Source organism: Collinsella sp. AF11-11 (assembly GCF_003465485.1).
Classification (GTDB): domain Bacteria; phylum Actinomycetota; class Coriobacteriia; order Coriobacteriales; family Coriobacteriaceae; genus Collinsella.
Genome location: NZ_QSAS01000017.1, coordinates 1 through 13,921 on the forward strand (window position 1 = coordinate 1; position 13,921 = coordinate 13,921).

Below are 13,921 nucleotides of genomic sequence, written 5' to 3' on the forward strand. Positions count from 1 at the left end.
ACCGGGAGTAGCGTCGAAGGTTGACAAAACTATAGGAACACCCAATGACTAAAACGCTGCCTGTGATGGTATTCACAGGCAGCGTTTTCAAACTTGTATGTGCCCCTACTCGTCCTTGGGCGCGGGATGCTTGCAGACCACGCTCATGTAGATCATGCCGAGCACGGCTGCGGTGACCGAACCGGCGAGAATAGCGGCCTTGGCTGCAAGAACCTCAAACTGGGCCGTCGGGAAGGCAAGGCCGCTGATGAGAATCGACATGGTAAAGCCGATACCGCCCAGAATGCCCACGCCGGCAATCATGTGCCAGTTGACATTGTGCGGCAGCTCGCAGGCCTTAAGCTTAACCAGGGCAAACGTCATACCAAAGATGCCGATCGGCTTGCCCAGCAGCATGCCAAAGTACACGCCGAGCGTCACCGGATCGGTGAGCAGCGTGCTCATGTCCACGCCCACTAAGCGAACCTGAGCGTTTACGAACGCAAAGATCGGCAGGATCACAAAGTTGACCGGCGTGGAGATCAGACGCTCCATACGGATAAGCGGCGGGGTCACGCGGTGCATGACGCGCTCGACCTTGGTAGTCGAGACGGTAAAGTCATGCTGGCCCAGGATGTGTGCCTCGTCGTCGTAGCGGTCATCGAGCAGCGGCAGGCACTCGCCCAGCCAATCGGTGAGACTATCGAGCTTGACGCCGCACTTGGCCGGAATGGTGAAGGCCAGGATGACGCCAGCAAGCGTGGCATGTACGCCGCTCTTGAACATGCAGAACCACAACAGCAGCCCCAGTACCGAATACGGGGCAAGGCGGTAATGCTGCGTCTTGTTGAGCCACACGAGCGCGCAGGTCACAAGCGCGGCGGCGCCCAACCAAAACGGATTGGGGCTCTGACCGTAGAAGATGGCGATGGCGGCGATGGAGATCAGGTCGTCGGCGATAGCGAGCGTCGAGAAGAACACGCGCACGCCGTTGGGAACGCGGTTGCCCAAAAGCGACAGCACGCCCAGCGCAAAGGCAATATCGGTTGCCATGGGGATGGCCCAACCGTTGCGGGCGCCGGCATGGTTAAAGATCAGGTAGATGCAGGCGGGAACGACGACGCCGCCCACCGCCGCCAACATGGGAAGCATGGCCTGACGCGGATTCTTGAGCTCGCCGACCGTCATCTCGTACTTAAGCTCAATGCCCACCAACAAAAAGAAAATCGCCATGAGGAAGTCGTTGACGAAAAGCTCAACGGTGAGACCAGCCGTAAGGTTGCCCAGACCCACATACAGCGGGGTCTCCAAAAAGTGATGGATGGCCTCGTAGGCATCGGTATTGGCGCAGATGACGGCGGCGATGGCGGCGATCACCATGACGGCGGCAGAAATGGTGCCGTTCTCGGCAATGCGCTCCCAGATGTCGTGACGTTCAAAGCGCTTGCGCTCACGAACATTGAACAGCTGCTCAGTTGCTGCCATGGGCGGCTCCTTTCACGGGAAAGCTCCCGTCTTAAAAAAGCACGGCCCGCCCAGATGGCGGCGCCGCGCTCTAACGTATTACGCTTGCATCTAGCCTACCCTGCGCGACAAGCGCGCAAGCGCGGCCGAAAAGCGGAACCACAGGTTGAACATTATTTGCTCAACGGCACAGGCACGCCTGTCCAAGAGACGACGCGGCGACGTGCACAAAAAAACGACCGGAGCGCGGGGCGTCCGCGATCCGGTCGGGGCGTTTGGTCAACTAAACCTAGCAGGCGGCCATGATGGGGGCAGCGACCTGCTTCTTACGGGAGAGGACGCCCGGCATCCAGACGCCGTCGTGCTCGTCGGCAATGCCCAGGCCCTTCTGAGCAGCCTCGGTCTCGCCCTCGAGCAGGACCTGCGAGCCCTCCTCCATGATGTCGGTGATGCACAGGACAATGCCGTCGGCGCCCTTCTCGGCGGCGTAGGCGCGCATGGCCTCGCGGATCTCGTCGATCATGCCGAGTGCGCGGCTCTTGTCGACGGTCTCGTACTGGCCAATGAGCAGCTTCTTGCCAGCGGGCTCGAACATCTTGATGTCGTTGCCGACCATCTCGGCTGCAGTGAAGGAGCCGGACGGACGGGTGAGGAAGACCTCCATGCCAAACTTGACCGGGTCGACGCCCACCTGCTCGCCGAGCTTGGCGGCGACGGCGCGGTCGACATCGGTGGTGGTGGGGCTCTTGAGCATGAGCGTGTCGGTCATCATGGCCGAGAGCAGCAGCTTGGCCTGGACGTCGGAAAGCTCAACGCCGAGCACGCCGGCGAGCTTGGTGACGATGGTGCAGCTGGAGCCCCAGGGCAGGCAGATGTAATGCAGCGGGCCGGCGGTCTCGAAGTCGCCGATGCGGTGATGGTCGACAACGCCAAAGACCGTGGCGTCCTTAAGACCGGCGACGGACTGGGCAGACTCGTTGTGGTCGGTGAGAACGACGAGCTGACCGGCCTCGACGGACTCGATCACGCGGGGCTCGGCAATGCCGGCGTCGGCAAGCAGCTTGGCGGACTCGGCCGGAAGCTGACCAAGGGCGCAGGCCTCGTAGGTGTTGCCGGCATACTCAACCTGGTTGAGCAGCTGGGACAGGACGACGGCGCTCATGATGGCGTCGTTATCGGGGTTCTGGTGACCAAAGACAAGAACGTTTGCCATGGATATCCTCCACTTGATATGTGTACTTGGACGTAGCTATGGTAGCACGCTGACGCCGAACCTTATGAGACGGAAGGGTCGCGGCACAATTTGGGGCAAGCGCTGAGGCGAGGTCAGGGACGAAGCCTGTCCCCCTTTCACCACCTGCCCCCGCACCAGCTATTTACCGGCGGCGCGCAGGGCTACGTAAGCGGCACCGATGATGCCGGCGTCGTTGCCGAGCGAAGCGACCTTAATGGGCGTCTCGCGCGAGGCGGAGAGCGCGTACTGCTTAAAGTGCTCGCGGACCTTGTCGAGGTAGACATCGGCCGAAGCGGAAGCACCGCCGCCGATCAGGAACATCTCGGGATCGACCACGTTGGCAATAAGCGCCAGGGCGCGGCCGAGATAGTCGGCCATGGTATCGGCAGCTGCCAGCGCGAGCTTGTCACCCTCGCGGCAGGCCTGGAACACGTCCTTGGAATCAGAAGGCCCGGTGAGCTCGATGGGCTCGACGCCCGCCTTTTCGCACTCGGCAAGGTAGTTGCTCACCACGCCGGTGGCGCTGGAATACTGCTCCAGATGGCCATGGCCGCCGCAGCCGCAGGTGCGCTCCTCGTCGGGGTTCAGGCACATATGGCCAATCTCGCCGCCGGCGCCCACAACGCCTGATACCACGTCGCCGTTAACGATAACGCCGCCGCCCACGCCGGTACCAATGGTGACCATCACCACGTTCTGTACGCCCTTGGCAGAGCCGAGCCAGGCCTCGCCCATGGCAGCGGCGTTGGCATCGTTCTCGTACTTAACGACCGCGTCGGGGCAGTGCTCCTGAATGGCGACTCTTAGCTCAGGCAGGTTGATGGCAATGTTGGCCTTGACCTTGGCATCGCCCGACGCCGGGATGGGACACGGAACGGCCAGGCCAATGCCCGCCACAAAGGCGCGCGGAATCTGCGCCTTGGCAACCACCTGGTCAATAGCCTCGGTCACCGCGGCAAAGCCCGCAGCATCAACGATGGGAGGCGTGGGCACACTGGCCTTGGCAAGCAGGTTGCCGTCCTCATCGAACAGGCCCTCCTTAACCGAAGTGCCGCCGACGTCAATGCCGATGTAGTACTGCTTAGGTTCCATGGGAGCCCACCTTTCTCGTTTAAACATTGCCTGTATGGTACCGCTCCCAAGGCAAAAACCCACCAAAAAGGGACAGGTTTGTTTTGGCAGGTTTTATCTGGGGAAACGCAGGGATGACAATCAGTTCGTTAGGCGGCAACGCGACTCGGCCCCGTCCCCAGACTGATCATCCGCTCAATACGGCACCATTCGAGTGTATTTCGTTTTAAGGCGCTTTTATTTAATAAGAAAAGCGTTTTAGATATTCTCTTTCTCGAACTATTCTAAAACGCAATAGGGATACTTAGGTGTTGGCTATACTTTCTTTTATACTCAATCAAGCTGGAAAGGGGGGTTCCATGATTCCCAAATACGAGGCGATAGCTGCGGATATCCGTCGAAGCATCGAGGACGGCACTCTTAAACCGGGCGACAAGCTACCCACCGTCGTTAAGTTCTGTGAGCTCTATAGCGTTTCCAAGATCACCGTCAAACGAGCTATTGAGCAGATCACCGAGGAAGGCCTGATCACCAGCCGGCGCGGATCGGGCACCTACGTTAAGGACACGGCGGGTCTCCCCGACCAGGCATTTTTCCAGGGCAAGAACGATCGCTCCCAGGGCTTTTCGTATGAGCACCGCGGGGAGAAGGTGACCTCGGTGGTCTACGATTTCTCGATTGTCAATCCGCCAGCAGACGTCGCCGCCCAGCTGGGAATTGCCGAGGACGACTTTGCCTATCACATCGTGCGCGTGCGCCAGGTCGACGAGAAGCCCATCGTTATCGAGTACACCTACATGCCCCTCGAGCTGATTCCGGGCCTTAAAAAGAAAGACCTGTATGGATCGGTCTACAGCTTCATCCGCAAGCAATGCGGGCTTAAGATTTCGAGCTTCCACCGCACCATCCGTGCCGTGGCGGCAACCGAGGAAGAGGCTGAGCGCCTGGACACCAAGCCCGGCTCTCCCCTGCTCGAGCTCAACCAGATTGGCTTTTTGGATAGCGGCACCGCCTTTGAGCATTCGATCTCGCGCAACGTTGGTGACCGCTTTGAGCTGCACAACGTAACGTTGGCATAGGTTTTTGTAGTCATGCGGGCGCTCGTTACGGCTCGTTTAGAGTGGGCGGCCGCGCAACACCATGGGGGTATGAACATGTCCGATTTGATTAAACTGACGCCGATCTTTCACGAGAAGATCTGGGGCGGCCGCCAGCTCGAAACCGTATTTGGTTATGACATTCCCGAGGGTCCCATCGGTGAGTGCTGGGCCATCTCGGCACACCCCAACGGCGACTGCCAGATCGCTGAGGGCCCGTACGCCGGTCACACGCTGTCATGGCTGTGGGCCGAGCACCGCGAGCTCTTTGGCAACTGCGAGGGCAAGGAGTTCCCGCTGCTCATTAAGATTCTAGACGCCAAGGACGACCTTTCGATCCAGATCCATCCCAATGACGAGTACGCCGCCGAGCACGAGAACGGCAGCCTGGGCAAAACCGAGTGCTGGTATGTACTGGACTGCGAGCCCGGCGCCACGATCATCGTCGGACAGCGCGCGCACGACCGCGCCGAGGCCGCGCGTATGATCGAGGACGGCCGCTGGGACGACATGCTCAACGTGCTGCCGATTCACAAGGGCGACTTTTTCCAGATTGATTCCGGTACCGTCCACGCCATCAAGACCGGCACGCTCATTTTGGAGACGCAGCAGTCGAGCGACGTGACGTATCGCCTGTACGACTACGACCGTCCCGGCACCGACGGCAAACTGCGTCCCCTGCACATTGAGCAGAGCCTCGACTGCATCGACTTTGATGCTCAGGCTCCGACCGACGGCACGGTGACCGCGCCCGAGGTCGACGGCGTGACCGAGCTCGAGTCTAACTCCTGCTACACCGTCGATCGCGTGCGTGTCGACGGCAGCAAGACCCTCGACCAGCGCTGGCCCTTCATGTGTCTGTCGGTCATCGACGGCGAAGGCACCGTCTGCGGCGACCCCGTCCACAAGGGAAGCCACCTGCTAGCCCCGAGCACCGTCAGCTCCATCGACCTCGAAGGCAAAATGGAATTGATCATCAGCCACCTCTAGGTCGCACCAACAACCAAAACGCAACAAGGGGCTCCCCCGCTCATCAAACGGGAGAGCCCCTACTCACATCTATTTATCAGCCCACCCGGCTCTCCAGACCAAAAAGCGAACGAGCAAAGCGACGTTCGCAAGCAACGTTACCCAAGGCCCCGGACAGGCGCCATGGACAACGTCGATCGCGAGTTCCGCACGAGCCGGAGAGCACTTAATGTGCTCTCCGTGCGAGCAGGACTGTCCGAGCAGGCGACGTTGTCCAAGGCGCCTGTCCGGGGCCGCCGAGATTACGACAGCTTGACGATCGGCGCAAAGCCCTTCATGAGCTTTTTGGTCTGGCCGGTCTTTTCGAATTGAACCTCGATCATGTCTCCGGCGACCGAGATCACGGTACCCGTGCCAAAGGTCTTGTGGCTCACGGTATCGCCCGCGGCAAAGTCCTGCGACGCGCTGGCGCGATCGACCTTGCGCTCCACCGTCGGCGACACCTTGGACGACGGCTTTTTGGCTCGCGGCGCGCCCAAGCCAAAGGTCGAGGCAACACGGCCGGCGTCGGGCGAGACCCCACGATGGCGCTCGGTCCCATAGCTGCTGCCGCCAAAGAAATCGTCGAAGCTCGATCCGCCGCGCGAACCGGAACCGCCGGTCGAGCGCGTATGCGAGCCAAACACCTTGCCGCCATACATATCCGAGCCCATGCCCGAGCCAAAGGTGCCGTGACGGTCGCCGCGTTTCTCCCAGCCCGTGCCCTCAAAACCGGCAGAACCGATACCGCTAAACTCGATATCCTCAAACGGAATCTCGTTGAGGAAGCGCGAGCGCGGGTTGGCAGAGGTCGAGCCGTAAGTGCGACGCGTGGCCGCATAGGTCAGGAACAGGCGCTTGCGAGCACGCGTGATGGCGACGTAGGCCAGGCGACGCTCTTCCTCGAGCTTGCCCGGATCGTCACTACCGCCAAAGTCGTGCACGTGCGGGAAGATACCCTCCTCCATGCCGGCCACGAACACCGCGGGGAACTCCAGGCCCTTAGCGGAGTGGATGGTCATCATGGTGATGGCATGTGTCTCGCCGGCCAGGGAATCCAAGTCGGAGCGCAGGGCCAGCCACTCCATGAGTGCCGGCAGTGCCTTACAGGTGAGCGGACCGTAGGTGCGCTCGATCTCGTCGGCATGCACGGCGCCCGCCGGTAGCTCTGTTGGCACGGCATACGCGTTGCCCGCGATGGCGGCGGCCAGGGCATCCTGCGGCGAGAGCGCCGGGGCGGCTAGGCTATCGAGCGGATTGGAGCCCGCGGCGTCACGAGCGCCGACAAGTGCCTCAAACGAGGATGCCGGAGCGGACGGCTCCGGCTCGGACGCGGGCGCACTCACCACGACGGACTCGGACTCGGCGACGGACGGCACGTCGGCAACACCGGCCGCGCGCAGCTCTTCTAGACTCTCGAGCGTACCCTCGATATCCTCGTGCGCCTCCTCAAATTCGGCGGCGACGCCCAGGAATTCCTGGATGTTCTCGGCGCGGCTCTCGGACTCCATGGTGCCCTCGGCGCGAAACGCCTGCAGCAGGCCCGTCCTATCGACAATCATCTCGACGACGTCCTTGAGCTCGCCGTCCATGCGGCGGCCCTCGCGCACCAGCGCCACAAAACTCGACAGGCCGTTGCGCACCTTGGCACTAAACATGCCCGTCTCGGCTGTTGCGATCTCGCAGGCCTGGAAGAACGAGCAGCGGTTGTCGCGCGCCAGCTGCTCGATCTTTTGGATCGAGGTGGAGCCGATGCCGCGGCGCGGCGTGTTGATGACGCGCTTGACGCTCATCTCGTCGGCCGGGTTCACGATCATCTTGAGGTAGGCCATGACGTCGCGAATCTCGGCGCGGTCGAAGAATCGCGTGCCGCCGACGATCTTGTAGGGCACGCCCGCGCGCAGGAACATATCTTCGAGGATACGCGACTGGGCGTTGGTGCGGTAGAACACGGCGATATCGTCGTAGCTTGTACCCTTGGCATGCAGCTTTTCGATCTCGCCGGCAATCCAGCGACCTTCGTCGCGCTCGTCGCTTGCCTGGAAAGCCTGAATCTTCTCGCCATCGCCCTCGGCCGTAAACAGGCGCTTGTCCTTGCGCTGCGAGTTGTGACGCACCACGGCGTTGGCGGCGCTCAGGATATGACCCGTAGAGCGATAGTTCTGCTCCAGCTTGACGGTCTTGCAGTTTTTAAAGTCCTTCTCGAAGTCCAAGATGTTGGTGATGTCGGCGCCACGCCAGCTGTAAATGGACTGGTCATCGTCGCCCACGACCATAAGGTTTTGGTACTTGGCGGCCAGCAGGTTGGCGATCTCGTACTGGACGTGGTTGGTGTCCTGATACTCGTCGACGCTAATGTAGCGGAAGCGCTCCTGGTACTTGTCGAGCACCTCGGGGCGGGTGCGCAGTAGCTCGAGCGTGCGCACGAGCAGGTCGTCGAAGTCCATCGCGTTGGCGGCGCGCAGGCGGCGCTCCAGCTCCAGGTAGACTTGCGCGGCCTTTTTGTCGTTGGGGCTATCGGCGCTCTTGAGCATGTCCTCGGGCCCGATCATGGCGTTTTTAGCAGAGCTGATCTTGCTGCGGATCATGTTGATGGGGAACTGCTTTTGCTCGATGCCGAGCGCCTGCATAATGTCGCGCACCATGCGCTTTGAGTCGTCGTCATCGTAGATGGTGAATTGACCGGTATAGCCCAGCAGGTCGGCGTCCTCGCGCAGCATGCGCACGCACATGGCATGGAAGGTGCACACCCACATGCCACGAGTGCCGCTGGGGATGAGTGCCGCCAGACGCTCGCGCATCTCGGCCGCAGCCTTGTTGGTAAACGTAATGGCAAGAACCTGCCAAGGCTTAACGCCCAGGTCGCCGAGCATATGTGCGATGCGGAAGGTCAAGACGCGGGTCTTGCCCGAGCCGGCGCCGGCGAGCACCAGCAACGGGCCCTCGGTGGACAGGACCGCCTCGCGCTGGGCGGGATTAAGGCTGTCGATGTCGACGAGCGGCTTGATAGGCTTGGGCGCCGGCGCGGGAGCGTCATAGATGTCGAGCGGAACGAGCTCGGGCTCCGGCGCAGCGGGGGCGGTGTATGCATCGAGCGGCACGGGTTCCGGCGCGGGCGGCACGGGTACCGCGGCGTTCTTTTCCCAGGGCAAGGGCTGGGTCATGGGCGACTCCTCATCTGACAGACGGCGCGCCTGCGGGCAGCGCCATAGTTTGAGCCGTACCAGTATACCGAGCCGCGCGGACACCGACGCAAATCACACCACGACTCCGTGCGCCGCCGTCAGGCCCGCCCCATCGCCCAAAAAAGAGGACGGCATAGACCTTTTGGTCATGCCGCCCTCTTTGAATGACAAGTTGTCGCTCTGGCCGCCGCGCAGCGTCAACCAAGTTACAGGCCGAGCATGGGCTCCAGAACGAAGAAGTATGCGAGCACTACGATGCCCAGGATGATGCGGTAGACTCCGAAGCACTTGAAGTCGTGACGGCGGACGAAGCCCATGAGCCACTTGATGGCGATGAGCGAAACCACAAAGGCCACAACGCAGCCCACGCCCAAGATGGCGATCTCGTTGGTGCCGAACGTGCCGCCCTTGATGAAGTACTTGACCAGCTTGAGCGCACTCGCGCCAAACATAACGGGAATAGCCAGGAAGAACGTAAACTTAGACGCCACCGAGCGCGTGCAGCCCAAAAGCAGGCCGCCGATGATGGTAGAACCGGAGCGAGACGTACCAGGCACCAGCGAAAGCACCTGGAAGCAGCCGATACCCAGCGCAGTCTTCCAGCTGAGGTCCTCGAGCGTGGCGATGGAACCAAAGTCCAGATTCTCGTCATCGTCCTCATCCTCAGCGGTAGCCGTGGGGGGCGCCGCAAAGTGCGCACCGGCGGGACGTCCACCCGACACCACAGCACGCGAACCAAACGAACCGGCAACGGCCATTTCCTCGCGCTTGCTCGCGCGCCAGTTCTCGATCACGATAAACAGCACGCCGTACACAATGAGCGCCAGCGCCACGACGGGAGCGTTGTAGAAATGCTCCTCCATCCAGTCGTTGAGCGGCAGGCCGATCGCCGCCGCAGGAATGCAACCGAGCACAATCTTGCCCCACAGCACCCAGGTGTCGCGACGGCCCTCCTTGCCCTTGCTGGGCGAGAACGGGTTGAGCTCGTGGAAAAACAGCACGCAGACGGCCAGAATGGCGCCGAGCTGAATCACGACCAGGAACATATTCCAGAACGTCTCGCTCACGTTCATCTTGACGAACTCGTCCACCAAGATCATGTGGCCCGTCGACGAAACGGGCAGCCATTCGGTGATGCCCTCGACCAGGCCCATGAAGGCAGATTTTAGAAGCTCGATAATATCCAAAGGGACCCCCTCGTTAGACACCCGCCGGTAGATGTTCTGCGGACGATGCGGGCGATGTCCCATTATCAACCGTTGGCGGTGCGACCGCGCCTACCCTTACCAAAAAACTCGCCCGTTCACAGAATTGCGAGCAGTTAAACCGAAATCCTTGGGTATAACTGCAACAAGATAAAGTGTCCGGCGGTCAACGCACCCGCGCCCGCCCGACGCACGAGCCCCGCGCCCGTGCGATAGACCAAGGAGGAAACCATGAACGAGGGTTACACCAAGGTATTTGTTTCACTCGACGGTACTGAGCAGCAGGATTTTGTGCTCGCACGCGCCATCAAGGTCGCCGCGAACAACGGCGCCAAGCTGATTATCGGCCACGTTATCGATTCCACGGCGCTCGAGAGCGCCGGCTCCTATCCGGTCGATTTGGTCAACGGTCTGGAGGAGGCCTTTAAGAACTCCATCGAAAAGCAGCTCGAAGAGGCCAAGGCCAATCCCGATATTCCCGAGGTCGAGGTCATGATACGCGCCGGTCGTATTCGCGAGACGCTCAAAGACGAGATGCTCGACGTGGTCAAGCCCGACCTGGTGCTCTGCGGCGCTCGCGGCCTGTCCTCGATCAAGTATGCGCTTCTGGGTTCGATTTCGACGTTCCTGCTGCGCAATACCGACTGCGACATTTTGGTCGTAAAGTAGCGTTGCTCCCACCGGCCGCGGGGCCTGCGGGGTTTCCACGGGCACGTCCTCGCCGCGTTGCGGCTGCGGGATGTGCCCTTAGGAAACCCCTCCCGGCCTCGCGGCCTTCGCAGCCTTACTTCAGCGAGTTGGCTGATAAAAGATGGCGTGCCGCCCCGTTTGGGGCGGCACGTTTTGTTTGGGCTGCACGTTTTTGTTTTGGGAGATCCATTTGAGCCTCATAGTTATGTTCACGTTCGGGAACATAACGCCAGTTGCCTTAGCTAAGTTCACGTTCGGGAACATAGCCGTCCGCAGCGCAAGACGGCCCGGCTACTCAAAGTATTGGAACTTGTTCGTCGAGAAGGCGAACGTTACGACAAAGCCTTCGCCGGAGTCGGATGCCGCCGTGACGTCGATGCCCATCTTGGAGCATAGGCGCGCCACCAGGTAGAGGCCGATGCCCGTTGCGCGCTTGGTGGTGCGGCCGTTGTCGCCGGTAAAGCCCTTCTCGAACACGCGTGGCAGGTCTGCCGCACACACGCCGCAGCCGTTGTCCGCAACGGTGAGCTCGATGCGCTCGCTCGCCAGGCCCTCGTCCAGTAACGCGCCCGAAAACACGATCTTCGCGCCGTCCTCGCGCGCATATTTAATGCTGTTCTGAATGAGCTGGCCCAGGATAAACTCGAGCCATTTTTCGTCGGTAAAGACCTCGAAGTCGAGGTTCTCGCACACCGGAGCCACGTGCGCCGCAATGAGCTCGCGCGCGTTGGCCTTAATCGCACCCGTCACCAAGGTCTTAAGGTCCCAGCGGCGAATCAGGTAGTCGCGCTCCACGACTTCCGAGCGCGCGTAGTACAGCGCCTGGTCGATATAGCGTTCCACGCGAGCCAACTCGCGACCCAGGTCATCGACACGTGTTGGGTCATCTGCGCCGCCGTCGAGGTTTTCCAGAATCAGGTGAGCCGCCGCCAGGGGCAGCTTGGCCTCGTGGACCCAGCTCTCGATATAGTCGCGATAGTCTTCGGTCTGACGCCGGCCCTCGGCAACCTCGTCGCAGGCGGCTTTGCCCACCCGGCACAGGACCTCGTACTCGAGCTCGCCCTCGGCATAGGTTGGGCATTGCACCATCTCCTGCACCCATGCGGGACTCTCGAGCTCCTCTGCCGCGCGCTCCAACTGACGCAGAAAACGGCGACGGCGAGCGTACTCGATCACGATGCCGAGCATACCGAAGATAAAGGACACGCCAACCGCCACGACCACGATAGAAACGGGTGCGCCGGCGACCGTCAGCACAAAGCAGCTCAGCAGCACGCCGCACGTCCACACGGCGACGGGAAGCAGTGCATCTTTAAAGAACTTGCCAAACGACATAGCCGGCCCCTAGACCGAATAGCCTTGGCCGCGATGCGTCGTCAAATACCCCTTGATGCCGATTTTTTCGAGCGTGGTGCGCAGGCGGTTGATGTTGACGGTGAGCGTATTGTCGTCCACGAAGGCGTCGGAGTCCCACAGGTCCTGCATGATGGCCGAGCGCGAGACGATCTTGCCCGCGCGGCTCAGGAGCAGCGAGAGAATGCGCAGCTCATTTTTGGTGAGCTCGGTGCTGTCGCCGGTCGCCGTGTTGGTGACCATAGAGCGGGCGAGGTCGAGCTCCAGCCCCTTGTGGACGAGCGCGCTGCGCTCGCCTGACGCCGCGGTGCGACGCAGCAGTGCGTTGATGCGCGCCACGAGCACGCGCGCGCTATAGGGCTTGGGAACAAAGTCGTCCGCGCCGAGCGTCATGGCCATGACCTCGTCGATCTCGGTCGTGCGCGAGGTGAGGACGATGATGGGGACCTCGGATTCGCGGCGAACCTCGTGGCAGATATGCTGGCCGTCCTTGACGGGAAGCGTGAGGTCGAGCAGTACCAGGTCGGGCGCGGCGGCGAGAATATCGCGCGAGACATGCTCGAACGATTCGCAGGCCTCGATTTCAAACCCGGCGCGGGCAAGGATGTCGACAAGCTCACGACGAATGGGCTCGTCGTCCTCAACGATATAGATTAGCGCCATGGATTCCGCTCCCCTCTTGATTGTCTTGCCACCATTATGGCTGCGAAACTGCAGGTGCGCGCCACGCACGTCGCCAAGGTGACAGAATTGTTCGCGAGCGGGGGCGTTTTGTCCGCCTCGCACTCGCAGCGGTGGCGGGAACCAAAATGATTCTTTAATCCCCGTCCCAGAATAATCATTTAGCGGCGGGCGCGAAGCTTTTCGTAGCCGTCGACAAAGAAGGCGACCGTGGCGGCGTCGGCCTCGGCGGCGTCCGTCTCGGTTGCGGGGACCACGCCGTGCTCGTCGCTCACCAGGAACAGCGCGCCCTTAAGCTGCGCGGGAATATCTACGCGCGTGACCGGGATGCCCTTGGTCTGGGCCAGCTGCTCGATGAGCGTCGCCGTGCCGCACAGGCACTCGTCCGCCGGCGCCACAAAGGCGAGTTCGCCGTTGTTGACGGCGGCGAGCAGCTCGGGCGCCACGCCGGTCTCGTCGGCTTCGGAGCGGGCCTCGGCGGAGCGGGCACGCAGCGCCTTGGCCGACGTATCGGCGAGCGGCTCGTACTCCCCCACTGTCATGGCGGCGTTGCCGTTGATGTCGATCACCAGCATGAGCACACCGTCGTGTGCGGTGTAATCGCCCTCGGCTAGCGACCACTCAACGTGCTGCTTGGCCCAGCTGAGCATGTTATGGGTAAGTAGCTCGCCCTGCACCAGGCGCTCGGACAGCGCGCGGATGTGGCGGTTGAGCATGGGCACCTTTTTATTGGACATGCGCCAACGGCAGACAAGCGCGGGCTTGTCGAGCGTGAACTTCTCGACCGCCTCCTGATTGGCGCAAAAGTCCTCGTACGCACGCTGATCCTCGGCATTGCCAAACAGCTCGGCATCATCAATCTGGGGCATGGTTGTACCTTTCGTGTTAGTCATTCCGTCCTCTTATACCAAAAAGACGGCCCTCCAAACGGAGCGACCGTCTTTTGCAGAGATT

The 13,921-nt window shown here is 61.4% G+C and carries 11 protein-coding genes; 3 read left to right on the plus strand and 8 right to left on the minus strand.

The window, feature by feature from the left end; all coding sequences use genetic code 11:
- Nucleotides 1-105: 105 nt before the first annotated feature.
- From nhaA to DWV58_RS08595, 3 genes are all read right to left on the minus strand, one after another.
- Nucleotides 106-1,464: a Na+/H+ antiporter NhaA gene (gene nhaA / locus DWV58_RS08585; protein WP_117757644.1), complete on the minus strand. Its 1,359-nt coding sequence runs from the start codon at nucleotides 1,462-1,464 to the stop codon at nucleotides 106-108.
- A gap of 268 nt (nucleotides 1,465-1,732) precedes the next feature.
- Nucleotides 1,733-2,656, minus strand: coding sequence for a manganese-dependent inorganic pyrophosphatase (locus tag DWV58_RS08590; protein WP_006235927.1), 924 nt, complete (start codon nucleotides 2,654-2,656; stop codon nucleotides 1,733-1,735).
- A gap of 159 nt (nucleotides 2,657-2,815) precedes the next feature.
- Nucleotides 2,816-3,769, minus strand: a complete 954-nt coding sequence (locus tag DWV58_RS08595) for an ROK family protein (RefSeq protein ID WP_233540551.1) — start codon at nucleotides 3,767-3,769, stop codon at nucleotides 2,816-2,818.
- Nucleotides 3,770-4,107: 338 nt separating this feature from the next.
- Here DWV58_RS08595 and DWV58_RS08600 point away from each other — a divergent pair, with 338 nt between their 5' ends.
- Both DWV58_RS08600 and DWV58_RS08605 read left to right on the plus strand, forming a co-directional pair.
- Nucleotides 4,108-4,827 carry a GntR family transcriptional regulator gene (locus tag DWV58_RS08600; RefSeq protein ID WP_117776835.1) on the plus strand — a complete coding sequence of 240 codons (720 nt, stop codon included), beginning with the start codon at nucleotides 4,108-4,110 and terminating at the stop codon, nucleotides 4,825-4,827.
- A gap of 75 nt (nucleotides 4,828-4,902) precedes the next feature.
- Nucleotides 4,903-5,835, plus strand: a complete 933-nt coding sequence (locus DWV58_RS08605) for a type I phosphomannose isomerase catalytic subunit (RefSeq protein ID WP_370448364.1) — start codon at nucleotides 4,903-4,905, stop codon at nucleotides 5,833-5,835.
- Nucleotides 5,836-6,116: 281 nt separating this feature from the next.
- Here DWV58_RS08605 and DWV58_RS08610 read toward each other — a convergent pair whose 3' ends face one another.
- Both DWV58_RS08610 and DWV58_RS08615 read right to left on the minus strand, forming a co-directional pair.
- Nucleotides 6,117-9,017 (minus strand): ATP-dependent helicase, encoded by a 2,901-nt coding sequence (locus tag DWV58_RS08610; RefSeq protein ID WP_117776837.1) that lies wholly within the window; start codon nucleotides 9,015-9,017, stop codon nucleotides 6,117-6,119.
- A 227-nt stretch (nucleotides 9,018-9,244) separates the two neighbouring features.
- Nucleotides 9,245-10,225, minus strand: coding sequence for an undecaprenyl-diphosphate phosphatase (locus DWV58_RS08615; RefSeq protein WP_089572431.1), 981 nt, complete (start codon nucleotides 10,223-10,225; stop codon nucleotides 9,245-9,247).
- A 249-nt stretch (nucleotides 10,226-10,474) separates the two neighbouring features.
- On the opposite strand from DWV58_RS08615, the gene DWV58_RS08620 reads away from it, so the two are divergent.
- Complete coding sequence (locus tag DWV58_RS08620) at nucleotides 10,475-10,912, plus strand: universal stress protein (RefSeq protein ID WP_117583590.1); 438 nt, start codon at nucleotides 10,475-10,477, stop codon at nucleotides 10,910-10,912.
- A gap of 312 nt (nucleotides 10,913-11,224) precedes the next feature.
- Here the strand turns inward: DWV58_RS08620 and DWV58_RS08625 are convergent, their stop codons facing one another.
- From DWV58_RS08625 to DWV58_RS08635, 3 genes are all read right to left on the minus strand, one after another.
- A complete protein-coding gene (locus DWV58_RS08625) occupies nucleotides 11,225-12,268 on the minus strand; it encodes a sensor histidine kinase (RefSeq protein WP_117564916.1) in 1,044 nt (347 codons plus the stop codon).
- A 9-nt stretch (nucleotides 12,269-12,277) separates the two neighbouring features.
- Nucleotides 12,278-12,949, minus strand: coding sequence for a response regulator transcription factor (locus tag DWV58_RS08630; RefSeq protein WP_117776838.1), 672 nt, complete (start codon nucleotides 12,947-12,949; stop codon nucleotides 12,278-12,280).
- 179 nt (nucleotides 12,950-13,128) lie between these two features.
- On the minus strand, nucleotides 13,129-13,836 hold the full coding sequence (locus tag DWV58_RS08635; protein ID WP_233539219.1) for a hypothetical protein: 708 nt from the start codon (nucleotides 13,834-13,836) through the stop codon (nucleotides 13,129-13,131).
- Between the last annotated feature and the right edge of the window lie 85 nt (nucleotides 13,837-13,921).

Excerpts from the sequence above, each read along its gene's own strand:
- DWV58_RS08605 (WP_370448364.1), top strand. The coding sequence starts at position 4,903 with ATGTCCGATTTGATTAAACTGACGCCGATCTTTCACGAGAAGATCTGG.
- DWV58_RS08630 (WP_117776838.1), bottom strand. The coding sequence starts at position 12,949 with ATGGCGCTAATCTATATCGTTGAGGACGACGAGCCCATTCGTCGTGAG.
- DWV58_RS08610 (WP_117776837.1), bottom strand. The coding sequence starts at position 9,017 with ATGACCCAGCCCTTGCCCTGGGAAAAGAACGCCGCGGTACCCGTGCCG.
- DWV58_RS08590 (WP_006235927.1), bottom strand. The coding sequence starts at position 2,656 with ATGGCAAACGTTCTTGTCTTTGGTCACCAGAACCCCGATAACGACGCC.
- nhaA (WP_117757644.1), bottom strand. The coding sequence starts at position 1,464 with ATGGCAGCAACTGAGCAGCTGTTCAATGTTCGTGAGCGCAAGCGCTTT.
- DWV58_RS08625 (WP_117564916.1), bottom strand. The coding sequence starts at position 12,268 with ATGTCGTTTGGCAAGTTCTTTAAAGATGCACTGCTTCCCGTCGCCGTG.
- DWV58_RS08595 (WP_233540551.1), bottom strand. The coding sequence starts at position 3,769 with ATGGAACCTAAGCAGTACTACATCGGCATTGACGTCGGCGGCACTTCG.
- DWV58_RS08635 (WP_233539219.1), bottom strand. The coding sequence starts at position 13,836 with ATGCCCCAGATTGATGATGCCGAGCTGTTTGGCAATGCCGAGGATCAG.
- DWV58_RS08620 (WP_117583590.1), top strand. The coding sequence starts at position 10,475 with ATGAACGAGGGTTACACCAAGGTATTTGTTTCACTCGACGGTACTGAG.
- DWV58_RS08600 (WP_117776835.1), top strand. The coding sequence starts at position 4,108 with ATGATTCCCAAATACGAGGCGATAGCTGCGGATATCCGTCGAAGCATC.